We start from the raw sequence: 14,044 nt of genomic DNA on the forward strand, positions 1-14,044 counted from the left end.
TTCCTAGTTTTAGGAATGGTTTTTATTTTTAAAAAGGTAACGGAAAAGGTAACGATTTAGGGTTATGCCTCTAAAAATTTGATAAATTTTTCCGCAGTCTGCTCCTTGACGTTTTCGGTTACGTGGGCGTAAATATTCATAGTTGTTTTTATATCTTCATGCCCTACGCGCTCTTGAACTTCTTTTATAGTTGCCCCAGCTTCAAATAATAACGATATGTGAGTATGGCGAAAACCGTGAGGTTTGATATAAGGAAGGTTATACTTCTTCAGAATTTTCTTTAAGTGATAATTGATAAAGTCAAATCCTCTAGGTTTACCCGTTTCCGCTGGAAAGAGGATATCAGTATCTTTTAAACGGTTAGGAAAGTTAAAGAACTGCCTTTCTTGTCTCCATTTCTTTAATATTTGCACGGTGACGGTATCAAGGGCTAGGGTTCGCTTACTTTTCTTTGTCTTTGGGGTTTGGAAAATAACGGCATTGTTTTCGCCGTATGCTACTGTCTGATTGACTGATAGCTTGTTAGTAGTGAAATCTATATCTTTCCACCGTAACGCTAAAACCTCGCTCTTACGCATACCAGTATAAGCAAGTAGTCGGAAAACCGTTTTTAATTCTGCATTATCTTCCTTGTCAACACATTCAAGAAAGGTTAACAACTGCTCCCGATTATAAAAGTTCTCTAGCTTTTTTTCATCTTCATCTACTTCTGCGGATTTACGGGGCTTTATAATCTTTCTCATTGGGTTATCATTAACATAACCGAGACTAACCGCATAGTCTAGCACCGTCTTAGTCATGCCTATAAAGTTAGCATACTTCTTATATTTCTTAAACCATTCAAGCGCCTGTTTTTGGCACATTGGTAGGCTTATCTTATCAATATAGCACGCGCCAAATACTGGTATGATATGTAAATCAGCTTGCGCCTTTTGTCGGGCGTAGGTGCTTGGTTTTACGGTGTTTTTGTAATGTTCTAACCATAGGTTATAAACTTCTTGAAAAGTTATCTTTTCAGGCTTATTAAAATAGCCGTCAGTCTCTACCTTGATAAGTAACTGACTTTCTGCCAACTTAGCTTCATTGCGGGTTTTGAAGCCTTTCTTTTTAACCCGTTTGTCCTTTCCTGTGAGTGGGTCTTTTCCCACGTAAGCTATAAAATAGTATCTAGTAGTACCATCTTTTAACGTATAGAGTTTAATCATTAGTGTACTCCTTTTTCTTTAACTGCTTACCTCGCCTAGTTTAGAAAATAAAGAGTATTGACACGCTTGCGCGTGAATTACCGCGCGATTGTCAAGCGTAACTAGATTTGTTATACTGAAATAGCCCCTTTGGGATAGGAAGGGGGTGAATAGTCATGTTAGACGTATTCCTTACAGTATTTCTTGCGCCTTTGCTTGTTGCTATCCTAACGGCATTATTTGAGTATTGGCTCAACTCACGCAAGAAATGACCCTTAGGGCATAGCTAGAAATAGCTAAGAGCCAAAAAGAAAACCCTCAACGTTGCGACCGTTGGGGGCTTTTTTTGTGCCATGCTAGACACATTCCTTACTGTTAAGGGTATTATATCCCAAAACTGCCCCCAAAGTCAAGCGGTTTACTTGTCATCATTTTTTATTAGTTGTCATCAGTTATTTTTAGCTAACCGAGAGGCAGGCTTTTTTGATAATTAACAAATATACCACACGCCAACCTAGAAAGGTTGGCTTTTTAGTTGTCTGTGTTTCTGCTTGCTAGTTTTTTGATAAGGTCATAAGCTATCTCTCTATCTCGTTTATCAAGGGTTATATAGTCTATAAGAATATCACTAAAATTAGTACCTAGTTCTTTATCAGCAATCACTAGACGTAGGACTATTGAAAAATATCCCTCGTCTATATCTGATAACCCTTTTTTTAATCTATTAAATTTTATAGGGTCATCTATATAGCTTTCTAAAAATGTATAAGCTTGTTTAGCTTCTTCTTGCTTTTTGAGACTGACTTTATTTAATTCCTCTATATCTATTTCATTAAAAAAATCCGCAATAGTAAAATCAAACTCCAGATTGTTATCAGCAACAATTTTAATAAAATTGTCTCTTGTAATATCCAAATAATTATATAGCTTAGACGCTTCTTTAAACGGGATAAAATTTTTCTCATTTTCCCACGTTTCCAAAACTTCTTTAGGAAGTCCCAAAAGTACCGACAAGGTATCTATACTTAGATTAAAAAATTTTCGCGTCTTATCCAAAGTTAAAAATTTAGGTTCTGTCGCTTCATCTAAACCTAGTAAATACCCAACCGAAACACCGAAGAAATCGGCTAGAGCTTGGGCTTTTTCGGGTTTTATTTGACTTTCTCCATTTTCCCAGCGCGATACACTCATTTTAGTAGTATATAACTTATCAGCTAATTCTTTTTGAGTTAGTTTTTTCTCTCTCCGTAACTCTTTTAATCTATTCATGGTAAAACCACCTTTCAAAAGTGATTATATCACAAAATAACATAAACTGTTATTTTTTTGAAAAAAACACTTGCAGAGTAACGGAAAATGTTATATTATATTCTTGCGGTAACAAAAAATGTTACAAACCAACCGCCTTTCAATTCTATTCATGGTTGGCAATATCAAAACAAGGAGGTATTTAATGCTTATCACAGTTGAACACGCTGAGAAAGTTCGTATTAAACGTGGGCGCTTGGATTTAACTAAAGCTGAGACGGCTAAACGTATTCAAGTTACACCGAACACACTAAAAAAAATCGAGTTAGGAAACTATGACGCTCCTAAAGCGGTTTATGAAAAAGTGATGAACTTTTTACTAGAAGAATAGGAGGAACATACTATAGGACTACTAACCGCACTACTGCACTTGTTAACGTGGGCTTTTGCTACTGACTACCCCGAGGAGGAAGAAAGCTAATGCCTAGTATTGATAAAGATACCGTGATTTGTCAAAGTAAGGACGGGAACAACACACCTATCACCGCAGAAATGGCACTTAATGACGTTTTTCAAATCTTAGATGATATTGATACACTACTAACGTCAGCATTTGGCACAGACGGGCTATATAGAAAGCCTTTTGACACTAAGCTAGAAGTCCTTTATCAGATTTGGGCGCTACTTTCCGAAGCTTTGGAAGATAATAAATAAGGGTGTAACGACTACTTACACCCTAAATCCTACGGAGGGCGCAACCCCTTAAAACTACGAACCGACCAATAAAACCTTAAAACAATATGATTAAGTAAAACAACGGCTTACCTCGCCTAGTTTAGAAAATAACCACGCCGAGCGCGTGACAAAAAGGAAAACAACTATATGATTAACGAAACCGAACATACTTCAATGACTAAAAATGATTTTTTAGTGTTACGCACCGCAGACTTGAAAGAAAATGCTACTTTTAACGACCTAGCACTTAAAGTGGCACGTCTTGAGCTTTCTCTTATGGATTTACTAGATAGCACGCTAGACGCGGTAAAATACCCCGATATGGCGATTTTAAGCGTACCCGAGCATCTACCTAAGTTAGATAAAAAGGCGCTTGATTTACTGCTAAAATTGGACGAGGAGGGCGACTATATCGCTCTATGGGGATATCTGTCAGATGAAAAAAGCAGAGCTTAAACAACTTCTTCAACGTGCCAAGGAGGCGGACAAACTGCTTGACACCATAACCGACCAACTCGCCCACCTACAAAGCGAAACATTAGAAACAAGCCTAGCACAACCATTTGAAACGGTTAGCCGTTTTATATGGGGTGTCATCAAGTATTTAGAAAGAGAAATTGAGAAAACACATGACAACACCTAAAACTAACCCAACTTATCAAGAGTTTAAGAAATGGATAGACGAACGCGAGGCACTCGCTAGCGCCATGCAAGAAGTTAAAAATCCCGATGTTTTAGACGGCTTGCTAGAAAGCAACGCCCTTGCCTGGTATGACATTAAAACCATGCTAGAAGATTTTACCCTACACTACCAACCAAACGGCAAGCCCAAGCATAAAAAACGCAAGAACAAGGTAGGCAAGCGCCCCGACATGGTTTCTGTTTTAGTCAATCTGTTTAAAATTGATGAACTACTAGGAACGTTTGAAAGTCTTCAAGAAGATATCAAACCCAAATATCGCGAGGTTTACGGCAATGCTTGGATAGAGCTGGAAGAACTCACAGGCTCGCTAATTAGCCACTGTATGAACGTTATTACCCCTAGAGAAAGCCGACAAATTGACAAAATCCAAGAAAAAGAGGCAGAAAGCGAGGGAGACAATGGCTAAAACACCTTTTACACAAGAAATTTTATTACAAGTTTACAATGAAAACGGACTTATTTCTTTTGACTTGCTAATGGAAAAGCTGAACGGTTGGCGATTATCAGACATTAAAGAGCGACTTAATCAATGGCGTTTTAGAAATGTGATTAATTACACCGTTCAAGATGGCGAAATAACCGACTTTCAGCTTTTGAAAAACAAAGTTGAAAGCTCGCAAGAAGTAAGTGAGGGGCGCAAGTTAAAGCTAGAAGCGTATTTTAAGCAAGTTCTAGCTACCGCAGAAATCATCAGCAAAACCACCGCAAGCGACACCAACAGATTAAAGGCTATTCAGCTTCAACAACAAGCTATCAACGAAATACCAGACAAGTATTTCAAAGAATTTCATGAACTATACGCCTAGAGTACCTTAAATTATTAAATTTAGGGGGGAAAATCAGCGTTTTAAATTGATTTTAATATAAATCATCACCTAATACCTAAAACGGCGTATAAAGGATTTTAGAGGGCAAAAACAAAAGGAGGCTAAGAATGACCGTCGCACTACTCGGAGAGCAAGCAAGCGTAGAGCTAGTAAAAGGCACGCTAGACATTGCTAGAGAAATGGCACGCGCAGAGGTTGAAAAACAATTAAGAAAACCCCTACGGCAACAAGAACTACTAAAAGAATATCGGTTTGATATCCGTTACCTAAAATACCTAAAAGCCAACGGACTAAAGTCACGCAGGCAAGGGAAATCAGTGTATTATGACGTTCGAGACGTTGACGCCATTCTTGAAAAACTTAAAGAATAGCAACAAAAAAAGGCTTATAGAACCGACCAAAGTTTAAAGCCTTTCAGTAAATATGATTAAGCAAAAGCACACTTTAGAAAAAAACTAAGGGCTTTTACTATTGCTTAAATCATATCACACCTAAGCAATAGAGACAAGATATAAATGATTTTAGGTTAGGTTATCGCCATAGATAGCTAAACTATCTAAACCACTAGAATTAACTACACACTTGATAAGCTATTTATTTTAGCACAAATTTACACGACCATAGCAAAAAAAGCTAGTAAATTTAGGGCGGTTATCCGCTGAGGGATAGCTTAAGCAAGCAAACGGATATAGTAAAAATCTCGTATAGAAAAACCTAAAAAGGCAACTCTTTAAATCACGGATAAGCACGCGCACCAGCGCAGGCAATTACACAGGAAATAAAAAATAGAAAGGAAAGGCATGACAGAAATAAAATTACAATCAAAGCAATGGACTGACGAAGAACTAGAGCAGAGACTGGAAGAAATCAGACTAACACGACCTGAACTATTTCAGTTTATCAGTGATTTTATCGAACAAGTTTTAACACTTGAAGACATAGAGAAATTTTTAGAATTAAGTGACAAAGAAAAACGCCAATATATCAAGAATCATTTAGCAAAGAGAGGTGTAACATGCCGAACGAACTGAACTTAACACCAACACAAAGTATTATTTTAATCATCGTATGCTTGGTTATTCTCGTTTTATTATGGCACTATGACAAGCCTAGCGATGTTTCAGACACAAAGCCGACAGAAACACCAAAGGACTACGTAAAAGAGCGCTACGGGGCTTATATATGGCTTTCTAATAAACATTACAACTAAGGAGGGTTATTTTATGGAACTCCATGGAAATTATAAGCGCGTGCTTGACCTTTTAAGAATTGGAAGTGATAATGCCATGACATGTAAAGAGATATCTAGGTTATTGAATTTAACTCCCCGAACTGTTCGGGAATGTATTAGAAATTTAATTTTAAAATACAAAATCCCTATCATTGCTAAAAGAAAGGGTAACAATCGAGGTTATTTCATTCCTAGCAATGATAGTGAACTATTGCAAGGTATTATAACCCTAGAAAGTCAATTAACGGAGGAAGAAAAACGCCTGTCCATTTTGAATGAAATAGACTTACAAGCTTTTCTGAACAAATATAGAGGGTCTAAAAATGTATGAAATACTAGAAATCACAATCCATAAAAATCATTTAGCGCGCATTTCATTTCTTTCTGACAATCCTAGCAAGTGCTACTACAAAGATAATCATTTTAAACTGGTTTATTTCAAACCTATACACGTTTTTTTAACTCCTTTTTCTCACAGTGGGATAAATTTAGCTATCAGAGAGAAAGAAAGTAATGTTAAGGGGTGGGAGCTTGTTAGAATGAACGCGATTAACTTAGCAGATAATAAACTGATTGCTTTTCTCGAGGGGTTAGAACTCCAAGCACTAGCAAAACAAAAACAAGGGCGACCACTAACCCTTAATGACTGGTTGCTTGAAAAAGTCTGCTACGGGATTGATACAGAGGAGGACACAACTGCTTTTATTAAACTGCTTTATTTCAATGGTTACGACCCCTCGAACATTATAGAACTATTTGCAAAATTAGTGACAAGGACGGATTTAGCTTTACACTTTATCAATGAACTAAACAAAATCACAAAGGAGGGCGAAAGTGACACAACAACTATTAAGGAACGTCACACCGCTTGCGCGTGAGTTTAAGCAATCCTTCAAATTAAGCACTTTTAAAAATTGGCAAGAGAGAGTTAGAAGCTTTGTTGACAATAAACAATCTGAGCGATTAACACAACTTATCAAGGAAGGGTTAGAGGAAAAACAAGCACAAGCTGAACTTAAAAAACCTATACCACCTTTAACCGTTGCCCACTATATGGCGGAATTATTAACTATTTGCCGTATAGATAGCGACGAGGGAACAAAACCAGTCTATTACTACAATCCCGACCAAGGAATATATACCAATGATAGGGAATTTTTAAAAGATTTTGTGAGCGTTATAGAACCACGTCACAACGAGAAAAGGGCTAGTGATTGTATTTACCACTTAACCCGTAAAGCGCCACACAGAACACCCGAAGCCGACCCTTTTCTAGTAATTGTCGGCAATGGCATTTACAACCGTAAAACAAAGCAGTTAGAACCCTACACACCGTTAAAGGTATTCACACATAAAATAGCAACCAATTACAACCCAAACGCCAAAAGCCCTAAAATTAAAGGTTGGGAGTTTGATAGCTGGTTACTTGACTTATTTAACAACGATAAAGACTTATATACCCTTGCTTTACAACTTCTTGCAGCAGTCGTCAGAGGCGAAAGCCTCGCTAAAATGTTTTGGTTTGTCGGAGAGGGAGGCACAGGTAAAGGAACACTTCAAGAGCTCTTTATTAATCTTATCGGGCGTCAGAATATCGCTAGTATCAAAATAACCGACCTAGACGCAAATAACCGCTTCACACTAGCCCAAGCAGTAGGGAAACAAGCTATCATTGGGGACGACGTACAAGCTGGGGCGATTATCCGAGATACTTCAAAGTTGTTTAGTTTGGTTGGTGGTGATACCGTAACAGTAGAAAAGAAAGGTAAAGACGCTTATAGCACATTTATAAAAACGGTTGTCATTCAATCTACAAACGCTTTACCTAGAATAAAAGGCGATTATCACGCTATTAGGCGCAGAATGGTTATTCTACCATTTACAAAACGCTTTAAGCAAAAACCTAACCGAGCTATTAAAACCGACTATATCACGCGCAGAAACGTCCTAGAATATATTTTAAAGCGCGTGATAGACCTTAATTTTTCAGACTTCATAGAACCCAAAGCCTCGCTTAAGTTATTAGATGAATATCAAGAAACTATTGACCCTATTCTTGCTTTTAGTCAAGACTTATTTCAAGGTATTCATTCCACTTTTATCCCTAATGATTGGGTATGGTGGAATTTTCAAGGCTATACGGAACACTATAACCACCAACACGACTTTAATAGCCAAAGCTTTCACGGCTCTTTTACAAGATACTTGCCCGATGGTTGGGTAAAACTAAACTACCCTGTTACCTTGAGAGTAGGCGCAAATCTACCAGCAGGCTTTTACCCTAAAGAAGACCAGCCAAGCTATTTGCCACACTATGAACCACCAAAGAAAAAGAATCAACGAGGCTATAAAAAATTATAATTTTCTACTACTCCTACTACGCTTTCTACTACGACATTAGGGAATAAGTGTAGTAGATTAAATCCCACCACTTCACTACTCTACCTTATTCTACTACACCTACTACACTTAAATATATAAAGAATAATAAAAGAAAATAAGTAAAAGGTATAGTATATATATTTATAAAAAAATCAACGAGTTGCAAGAAAGTGTAGTAGGTGTAGTAGAATTGTGAAACTCCTTGCGCCCCAAGGGTTTTCGTTACTACTCTTATTTTTCTTAAGTGAAGTAAGGTGAAGTAGAGAGTAGTAGAATTAACCACAAAGGAGGCGACTTGATAAACCATCAAACCAATATAGACCATTTTAGAATACGCAGTTACGGCAAGTATAAAGGGCTTACCGAAGCGGAGGCGAAACGTAAGCAATGGGTAGAGAACGACCGCAAACGAGAGGAAAGGCTACTTAGTTTAGAAAATTGCTCTGAAAATCAGCCACCCTCAGAGCGCGTGAATACGATAGATAAGGAGGTATAGCTTATCAATTTAGTTGAACCATTAAGGGATAAAGACGATATCCAAGCCATGAAAGACTATTTAAGGGCATGGAGTGAACGCAACTACATGATTTTCCTTGTTGGCATTAACACAGGTTATCGCATAAGCGACATTTTAAAACTCAGAGTTAAGGACGTGCAAGGCTGGCATATCCGAGTTAAAGAACAAAAAACAGGCAAGACTAAAAGTATTAAAATGACTAGAAAACTCAAGAATGAGTTAAGGGAATATATCAAAGATAAGCCACTTCATCATTATCTATTTCAAGCCGTAACGGAATAAATAAACCGCTAGACCGCAGAACAGTCTACTGGATATTGAAAACGGCTGGGGAAGATTTAGGAATAGCCAACATAGGCACGCACACCATGAGGAAAACTTTTGGTTATTGGTATTATAAGAAATACAAGAACGTTGCCGATTTAATGACAATCTTTAATCATTCTAGCCCAGCCATCACTCTTATTTACATAGGTGTAAGGCAAGATGATTTAGATAGTAAGATGAGTAATTTTGATATTTAAAAGCCATTTTAGATATTTAATTAGACATATTGAAGCAAACGCTAGAAAGTTTATTAGAAATCGTGTAACCCCTTGATATCGTTAGAGTTAGAGGGTGAAACATAATTAGACAGAATATAAGATATGACTAATTAAGTGAACGCCATTTTATTGATTTTTACAATCATTTCAGCAAAGAATAAACTCAAGTCCTTGTAACTATGTTATAAGGGCTTTGGTTGTTGTTAGCAGATTATAGACAATAGGGGGGTGACAACCTAGCACATACACGCGCCGAACTTCACGCCGTCATTCTACAAATTTTTTCGCGCAACAAAAAGGAATTTTAAAGTTATAGAGTAACTACCCCACCTAAAAAAAATCGCTTCAAAATAGCGACATGGAAACCGGTGGTAAGGGGTAACTAGACAAAAATGTAATTTTATTTTTCAAGGGGTGGGGGTACTTCTTTAAAAAAATCATTTAAAAATGTTTTCAACTATACTTTATTTTCTACAATCCCCCCGATTTAATTAAACGCCTACCTAGGTATAATAACGGTGTCAATCCCTTTGCGTATCTCTCCCCCAAAAATAACTAAAATTGATACAAGAAAATAGCAATTTTTCCTAAACCTTACCAAGCTAAAAAACTCCCCCCATTCCTTTGAAAACTAAGCCTATACGCGGGAACCGGTGAAGGGAACTTTTTCCAAGTCGAGCATATCTAGATAAAAAGGGGGTAAAAACTTGTTGATAATTTTCAAACTTGAATAATGCTTATGTTATAATAAACTAACGGAGGCAGGACATGACCTATAATCAAAACTATTTAGATGATATACTGGTAAGAATGGCTTACCATTCTAGCGGTATCGAGGGCAATACAATCACTTTACCCGAGACCGTTAGTATTATATTAGAGAACACACTACCAACAAATCGCAAAAGTATCCGTGAATTTTATGAAATTGAAAATCACAAACAGGCTTTTAATTATCTACTTGATTTACTGGCAGAGGATAAACCCTTTAATTTGGGGCAAATCCAAGATATGCACACGCTTTTACTTGACCGACTACAACACGACCGAGGACAATTCAAAAAGCAACAAAACGCCATTATAGGAGCAGAGTTCAAGACCGCAAGCCCCGAAGAAACCCCGTTACTCATGAGGCAATGGGCGGACAATACCGCTTATAGGCTTGACATAGCCCTTACTGAAAAGGATATATTAGACGTTTTGGCTGATACTCATATTCAGCTGGAACGCATTCACCCTTTTTCAGATGGTAATGGGCGCACAGGACGGCTTGCGCTTATGTATCTTGCCATGAAGTACCTAAAAAGCCCCGTGATTATCTCTAAAGACTACAGGGCGGAATATATGGAACATTTAGCAAACCAAGACACCAAGAAACTTTCTGAAATGCTACAACAGTCTTTAAATTATGAACGAGAGCGCGTGACGCAATTCTAATCAACAATCTAAAATTACTGTTTATGCAATATTTTTATAATTATTCCATTGGTTTTTATTTTCTAAACTAGGCGGGTAAGCTATTCTAGTGTAACGTTTTTGGTAACGACTGATGAAAGGTCATGAAAAACGTTGATTTAGTTTAATGTTTTAATTTCTATTATAATAGTGCGCTTGTATTATATAGATTAATGATGATAATTTATAAAATATTAAATACGGTCTCAAAGACGCAAACGCTGCGAAATAAGATTAGTAGCCTTTCCGATTGGGAAAGGTTTTTCTTTTGCTTTTTATTTGACAACGTTTTCATTTAGTAGTAAAATGATGTCATCAAACTATCGGAGGAACGGAGCCATGATCAACTAAGAACATGTTATTGATAAACCTTATCAAGATGTGTTTTTAGTGTGCTCTTTTTCTATTTTCTTTTAGGATGTTACCCGATAGAATGCTTCGTTTTAGAAACGATTTCTTTGTTGTTTTTTTAGTTGTCACAAGCTACGCAGCAAGGCGTTCTAGGATACTATTGGTATTACTGAAAGTGAACACACTCTCAACTTGGTAAGGTTGGGAGTTTTTGTCGTCCTCCCACAAGTGACGATTAGAAAGGAAAACCACATGACAACAACCACTACTACTCACAATACCATTCTTAATCAAATCAAAGAAAAGCAAACAGCTCACAAACATGATTTCCACAGCAATAAGTCTCTACATCATGCAACGAAGGCTCAAAGAGCAGGTGGCTATCACAATCGTGGCAATCGTTAACAGAAAGAGGTAACGCCTATTTTACAACTCCAAAATCTAACCATCACCCATCAAAAGGACCTCTCTACTCTCCTTAATGACTTATCGCTTGTCGTCAATCCTGGTGACAAATTGGCCATTATCGGAGAGGAAGGAACGGGTAAATCAACCTTGATGCAGGTTCTCTATCAGCCAGAACTCGTCTCACCCTACGCTTCCATAGACGGACATATCATCAACCACTTTCACTGCCCTGCCTATCTCCCACAGAGCCTGCCTCAAGAAAAGCTTGAGCTTACCGTAACAGATTTTCTTTACCAAGGTGCCGACTTTGATCGCCTTGATTTTAATCGCCTCTATCAATTAGCTGACGAACTTGATTTTCCTTTGGCTGATTTTGAAGAAAAAGGGCAGAGCGTAAAAAGCTTATCTGGTGGAGAAAAACTAAAACTCCAACTGATTAGACTGCTCAGCTATGAACCAGACCTCATTCTTCTTGACGAACCCTCAAATGATTTGGACTTGGAAACCCTGCAATGGCTCGAATCCTTTATCAGACGTAGCCCAGAAACGATCATCTTCATCTCTCATGATGAGCAGTTTTTGGAGGCTACCGCGACAGCTATTTTACACTTAGAACTCGTCAAAAAACGAACCCAAGCCAAGGCAACTTATCAACCAATGACCTATAAGGAATATCAGATATGGCGCAAGGAGACCTATGAGAAACAATTACAACTTGCTAATAAGGAGAGGGAGGAGCATGCTGACAGACTGGCTAGGATTCATCGCCTCCACCAGAGTGTTGAGCATCAATTAAGGAATACCAAAAATGATGTGGCTGGTCGGCTTCTGGCTAAAAAATTCAAAAATATCAAATCTCAAGAAAAACGCTATGATAAAGAAGCTGCAGCCTTCACCGCCATTCCCGACAATGACGATATCATCAACCTCTTCTTTTCAGGGATCACACCGCTTCCTTCCAGAAAAACCTTACTCAACTGGGAGAATGACGTTTTAGAGACAGGTCAAGTGATTGACATCCGCATTTTAGGTCAAGACAAACTGGTCTTTACGGGGAAAAATGGGATTGGTAAAACACGTCTGCTCAAGAAAATTCATACGCATTTGTCAGCGCAAGCTGATATCAAACTAGGTTACATGCCTCAGACCTATGAGGAAAGTATGGACAATCAGATGACTGCGCTAGCTTTTCTCAGCGAAACAGCGACCGCGCAAGAGAGTCGTACTTTACTTGCAAGCCTTAAATTTACTCGTGAAGAAGTCACTCATCCGATGGGACAGCTATCTGGCGGCCAAAAAGCCAAACTTTTCTTTGCCAAAATGGTGCTAGAGAAAGCCAATGTTCTTCTTCTAGATGAACCAACTCGAAATTTTTCGCCAACCTCGCAACCTGAAATCAGAAAGTTATTGCAAAACTTCCCAGGAGCCATCATCAGCGTGTCACACGACCGAAAATTCATTGCGGAAGTGGCTGAAATACGATATGAATTAACAGCTGAAAATCTTGTTAAACACTAAAAAGAGCAGGCCACACTAGGCTTGCTCTTCTGTGTTTTCTTTGGCTAGTTTTTCGCGTTCCAAGCGGAGTTTACGGTTGGGATTGAGGAGGGTAAAGAGTTCCTCTAATTTTTCTTTATTCCAAACATCAGCCGCTGAAACAAAGTTGCCATCTTTATCTTTAAAAGATATCGGTTTATCTCCCATGAACTTGCCTCCTGTTTTATTTCCTAAAAATCTCATAATAGTGACTGTCGAACGTTCCAGCATTACAAGTACAACCATCTGGAACGATTTTAAAAAGCGTCATCCCCAAGTGCTTCATGACCTTTCCTGAAGCAGGATTTTCCTTAGCATGATAGGCAATAATTCGGTTAACATGGACTTCATTGAATAAGAAGTGAATAATTTCTTGCAAGGCTTCCGTCATCAACCCTTGATTCCACCATTTTTTCCCTATTTCATAGGTAATTTCAAGTTCTGAAGATTCTTCGTTGAGAGTGATGACAAATACTCGACCAATTGGTTGAAGCGTTGATTTCAAGACAATAGCCCAATTATAACGATTGGAATTGGCATACAAACCCATCCACCAATGTGTAAATAATCCATTTTTCACGACAAGGTCTTCAACAGTCGTCATCTCATCATAACTGGTCCATTTCCACACGTCAAAGTCAGACCAACAATGATGAAACATAGCTTCAGCATCTTCTAACTGAAATCGCCTTAGAATAAGGCGATTTGTTTCAAGCTGAATTGTTCCTTTATGATCCATAGCTCAACTCCAAATATTTTTGAAATGCACAGCCAACCCCCTCCACTGTCCATCACTCGCTTGTTATTTCTCTGCTTGTTACCTACGACACGGAGGAAAAACAGTCGATATTACCGTTTCTCCGCAGTTAGTAACTTCATCATCGCTCCTTTCCAATTTCTAAGGAGCGACCTAAAGTTTGCC

The 14,044-nt window shown here is 38.0% G+C and carries 19 protein-coding genes and 1 pseudogene; 16 read left to right on the top strand and 4 right to left on the bottom strand.

The features are described 5' to 3' along the window. Positions 1-62: 62 nt before the first annotated feature. The gene (locus tag AB6M99_RS07860) at positions 63-1,205 is read right to left on the bottom strand and encodes a tyrosine-type recombinase/integrase (RefSeq protein ID WP_369350514.1); all 1,143 of its coding nucleotides are present in this window, start codon (positions 1,203-1,205) and stop codon (positions 63-65) included. Positions 1,206-1,715: 510 nt separating this feature from the next. Beyond that, complete coding sequence (locus tag AB6M99_RS07865) at positions 1,716-2,453, bottom strand: helix-turn-helix domain-containing protein (protein WP_121835751.1); 738 nt, start codon at positions 2,451-2,453, stop codon at positions 1,716-1,718. A 184-nt stretch (positions 2,454-2,637) separates the two neighbouring features. Between AB6M99_RS07865 and AB6M99_RS07870 the strand changes: the two genes are divergently transcribed. From AB6M99_RS07870 to AB6M99_RS07945, 16 genes and pseudogenes are all read left to right on the top strand, one after another. Continuing rightward, a complete protein-coding gene (locus AB6M99_RS07870; protein WP_121835752.1) occupies positions 2,638-2,823 on the top strand; it encodes a helix-turn-helix transcriptional regulator in 186 nt (61 codons plus the stop codon). A gap of 89 nt (positions 2,824-2,912) precedes the next feature. Beyond that, positions 2,913-3,146, top strand: a complete 234-nt coding sequence (locus AB6M99_RS07875; RefSeq protein WP_121835753.1) for a hypothetical protein — start codon at positions 2,913-2,915, stop codon at positions 3,144-3,146. A gap of 168 nt (positions 3,147-3,314) precedes the next feature. Further along, the gene (locus tag AB6M99_RS07880) at positions 3,315-3,623 is read left to right on the top strand and encodes a hypothetical protein (protein WP_121835754.1); all 309 of its coding nucleotides are present in this window, start codon (positions 3,315-3,317) and stop codon (positions 3,621-3,623) included. Then, the gene (locus AB6M99_RS07885; protein ID WP_121835755.1) at positions 3,604-3,810 is read left to right on the top strand and encodes a hypothetical protein; all 207 of its coding nucleotides are present in this window, start codon (positions 3,604-3,606) and stop codon (positions 3,808-3,810) included. The genes AB6M99_RS07880 and AB6M99_RS07885 overlap by 20 nt, the downstream gene beginning before the upstream one ends. Beyond that, positions 3,797-4,276 (top strand): hypothetical protein, encoded by a 480-nt coding sequence (locus AB6M99_RS07890; RefSeq protein ID WP_245962708.1) that lies wholly within the window; start codon positions 3,797-3,799, stop codon positions 4,274-4,276. Before AB6M99_RS07885 ends, AB6M99_RS07890 begins: the two co-directional genes overlap by 14 nt. Beyond that, positions 4,269-4,676 carry a hypothetical protein gene (locus tag AB6M99_RS07895; RefSeq protein ID WP_121835756.1) on the top strand — a complete coding sequence of 136 codons (408 nt, stop codon included), beginning with the start codon at positions 4,269-4,271 and terminating at the stop codon, positions 4,674-4,676. Before AB6M99_RS07890 ends, AB6M99_RS07895 begins: the two co-directional genes overlap by 8 nt. A gap of 128 nt (positions 4,677-4,804) precedes the next feature. Next, positions 4,805-5,068, top strand: a complete 264-nt coding sequence (locus tag AB6M99_RS07900; protein ID WP_121835757.1) for a hypothetical protein — start codon at positions 4,805-4,807, stop codon at positions 5,066-5,068. A 429-nt stretch (positions 5,069-5,497) separates the two neighbouring features. Further along, positions 5,498-5,728 (top strand): hypothetical protein, encoded by a 231-nt coding sequence (locus AB6M99_RS07905; RefSeq protein ID WP_121835758.1) that lies wholly within the window; start codon positions 5,498-5,500, stop codon positions 5,726-5,728. Beyond that, positions 5,713-5,907 (top strand): hypothetical protein, encoded by a 195-nt coding sequence (locus AB6M99_RS07910; protein ID WP_121835759.1) that lies wholly within the window; start codon positions 5,713-5,715, stop codon positions 5,905-5,907. The genes AB6M99_RS07905 and AB6M99_RS07910 overlap by 16 nt, the downstream gene beginning before the upstream one ends. 13 nt (positions 5,908-5,920) lie before the next feature. Further along, entirely contained in the window at positions 5,921-6,259 is a 339-nt protein-coding gene (locus AB6M99_RS07915; RefSeq protein WP_121835760.1) for an HTH domain-containing protein, read from the top strand. Positions 6,260-6,467: 208 nt separating this feature from the next. Further along, the gene (locus AB6M99_RS07920) at positions 6,468-6,806 is read left to right on the top strand and encodes a hypothetical protein (RefSeq protein ID WP_142925595.1); all 339 of its coding nucleotides are present in this window, start codon (positions 6,468-6,470) and stop codon (positions 6,804-6,806) included. After that, the gene (locus AB6M99_RS07925; RefSeq protein WP_121835762.1) at positions 6,763-8,289 is read left to right on the top strand and encodes a phage/plasmid primase, P4 family; all 1,527 of its coding nucleotides are present in this window, start codon (positions 6,763-6,765) and stop codon (positions 8,287-8,289) included. Before AB6M99_RS07920 ends, AB6M99_RS07925 begins: the two co-directional genes overlap by 44 nt. A gap of 520 nt (positions 8,290-8,809) precedes the next feature. Continuing rightward, positions 8,810-9,351, top strand: a pseudogene (locus tag AB6M99_RS07930) (site-specific integrase). Positions 9,352-10,140: 789 nt separating this feature from the next. After that, positions 10,141-10,809 carry a Fic family protein gene (locus tag AB6M99_RS07935; protein WP_121835765.1) on the top strand — a complete coding sequence of 223 codons (669 nt, stop codon included), beginning with the start codon at positions 10,141-10,143 and terminating at the stop codon, positions 10,807-10,809. A gap of 621 nt (positions 10,810-11,430) precedes the next feature. Next, positions 11,431-11,583: a hypothetical protein gene (locus AB6M99_RS07940; protein WP_183121669.1), complete on the top strand. Its 153-nt coding sequence runs from the start codon at positions 11,431-11,433 to the stop codon at positions 11,581-11,583. A gap of 18 nt (positions 11,584-11,601) precedes the next feature. Beyond that, positions 11,602-13,104 carry an ATP-binding cassette domain-containing protein gene (locus tag AB6M99_RS07945; protein ID WP_369351206.1) on the top strand — a complete coding sequence of 501 codons (1,503 nt, stop codon included), beginning with the start codon at positions 11,602-11,604 and terminating at the stop codon, positions 13,102-13,104. 15 nt (positions 13,105-13,119) lie between these two features. Here AB6M99_RS07945 and AB6M99_RS07950 read toward each other — a convergent pair whose 3' ends face one another. Both AB6M99_RS07950 and AB6M99_RS07955 read right to left on the bottom strand, forming a co-directional pair. Continuing rightward, positions 13,120-13,290, bottom strand: coding sequence for a hypothetical protein (locus AB6M99_RS07950; RefSeq protein WP_121835767.1), 171 nt, complete (start codon positions 13,288-13,290; stop codon positions 13,120-13,122). Between the two features lie 16 nt (positions 13,291-13,306). Further along, on the bottom strand, positions 13,307-13,861 hold the full coding sequence (locus tag AB6M99_RS07955) for a GNAT family N-acetyltransferase (protein WP_121835768.1): 555 nt from the start codon (positions 13,859-13,861) through the stop codon (positions 13,307-13,309). Between the last annotated feature and the right edge of the window lie 183 nt (positions 13,862-14,044).

It is taken from the genome of Streptococcus hillyeri (genome assembly GCF_041081565.1).
In the GTDB taxonomy this organism is placed as follows: domain Bacteria; phylum Bacillota; class Bacilli; order Lactobacillales; family Streptococcaceae; genus Streptococcus; species Streptococcus hillyeri.

Coding starts and splice junctions, on each gene's coding strand:
- AB6M99_RS07860 (WP_369350514.1), bottom strand. CDS start 1,205: ATGATTAAACTCTATACGTTAAAAGATGGTACTACTAGATACTATTTT.
- AB6M99_RS07865 (WP_121835751.1), bottom strand. CDS start 2,453: ATGAATAGATTAAAAGAGTTACGGAGAGAGAAAAAACTAACTCAAAAA.
- AB6M99_RS07870 (WP_121835752.1), top strand. CDS start 2,638: ATGCTTATCACAGTTGAACACGCTGAGAAAGTTCGTATTAAACGTGGG.
- AB6M99_RS07875 (WP_121835753.1), top strand. CDS start 2,913: ATGCCTAGTATTGATAAAGATACCGTGATTTGTCAAAGTAAGGACGGG.
- AB6M99_RS07880 (WP_121835754.1), top strand. CDS start 3,315: ATGATTAACGAAACCGAACATACTTCAATGACTAAAAATGATTTTTTA.
- AB6M99_RS07885 (WP_121835755.1), top strand. CDS start 3,604: ATGAAAAAAGCAGAGCTTAAACAACTTCTTCAACGTGCCAAGGAGGCG.
- AB6M99_RS07890 (WP_245962708.1), top strand. CDS start 3,797: ATGACAACACCTAAAACTAACCCAACTTATCAAGAGTTTAAGAAATGG.
- AB6M99_RS07895 (WP_121835756.1), top strand. CDS start 4,269: ATGGCTAAAACACCTTTTACACAAGAAATTTTATTACAAGTTTACAAT.
- AB6M99_RS07900 (WP_121835757.1), top strand. CDS start 4,805: ATGACCGTCGCACTACTCGGAGAGCAAGCAAGCGTAGAGCTAGTAAAA.
- AB6M99_RS07905 (WP_121835758.1), top strand. CDS start 5,498: ATGACAGAAATAAAATTACAATCAAAGCAATGGACTGACGAAGAACTA.
- AB6M99_RS07910 (WP_121835759.1), top strand. CDS start 5,713: ATGCCGAACGAACTGAACTTAACACCAACACAAAGTATTATTTTAATC.
- AB6M99_RS07915 (WP_121835760.1), top strand. CDS start 5,921: ATGGAACTCCATGGAAATTATAAGCGCGTGCTTGACCTTTTAAGAATT.
- AB6M99_RS07920 (WP_142925595.1), top strand. CDS start 6,468: ATGAACGCGATTAACTTAGCAGATAATAAACTGATTGCTTTTCTCGAG.
- AB6M99_RS07935 (WP_121835765.1), top strand. CDS start 10,141: ATGACCTATAATCAAAACTATTTAGATGATATACTGGTAAGAATGGCT.
- AB6M99_RS07940 (WP_183121669.1), top strand. CDS start 11,431: ATGACAACAACCACTACTACTCACAATACCATTCTTAATCAAATCAAA.
- AB6M99_RS07950 (WP_121835767.1), bottom strand. CDS start 13,290: ATGGGAGATAAACCGATATCTTTTAAAGATAAAGATGGCAACTTTGTT.
- AB6M99_RS07955 (WP_121835768.1), bottom strand. CDS start 13,861: ATGGATCATAAAGGAACAATTCAGCTTGAAACAAATCGCCTTATTCTA.